The 227-nt window shown below is 45.4% G+C and carries 1 protein-coding gene; it reads right to left on the bottom strand.

Features of this window, described 5'->3' with window-relative positions; translation table 11 throughout:
* Nucleotides 1-227, bottom strand: a 227-nt coding sequence (locus L1S35_RS13300; RefSeq protein WP_236401486.1) for an FIDD domain-containing protein, incomplete at both ends; no start/stop codon positions are given.

Raw genomic sequence — 227 nt, 5'->3', positions numbered from 1 at the left:
CCATCATTAACAACATAATTGGTGTCGTTTATAATTGGTAAGGTACCCTGCTCCGCTAATAACTCCGTAGTGTAATACTCCACGGTATAATCTGTGGCTGCACCTGTTTGTTGCGCTAAAACAGCGGCGGTCATCTGGGTCAAATCAACAGTTGTTCTGGCATTCTGTGGAATGCTGTCCTGATCACATACCGTTATTGGGTCCAGATTTACCGGAGCTATCGGACT

The sequence above is a fragment of the Flavobacterium anseongense genome (genome assembly GCF_021608185.1).
GTDB lineage: Bacteria > Bacteroidota > Bacteroidia > Flavobacteriales > Flavobacteriaceae > Flavobacterium > Flavobacterium anseongense.
The sequence above is the reverse complement of the archived record's forward strand: the minus strand, read 5'-3'. Positions and strand labels throughout refer to the sequence as shown.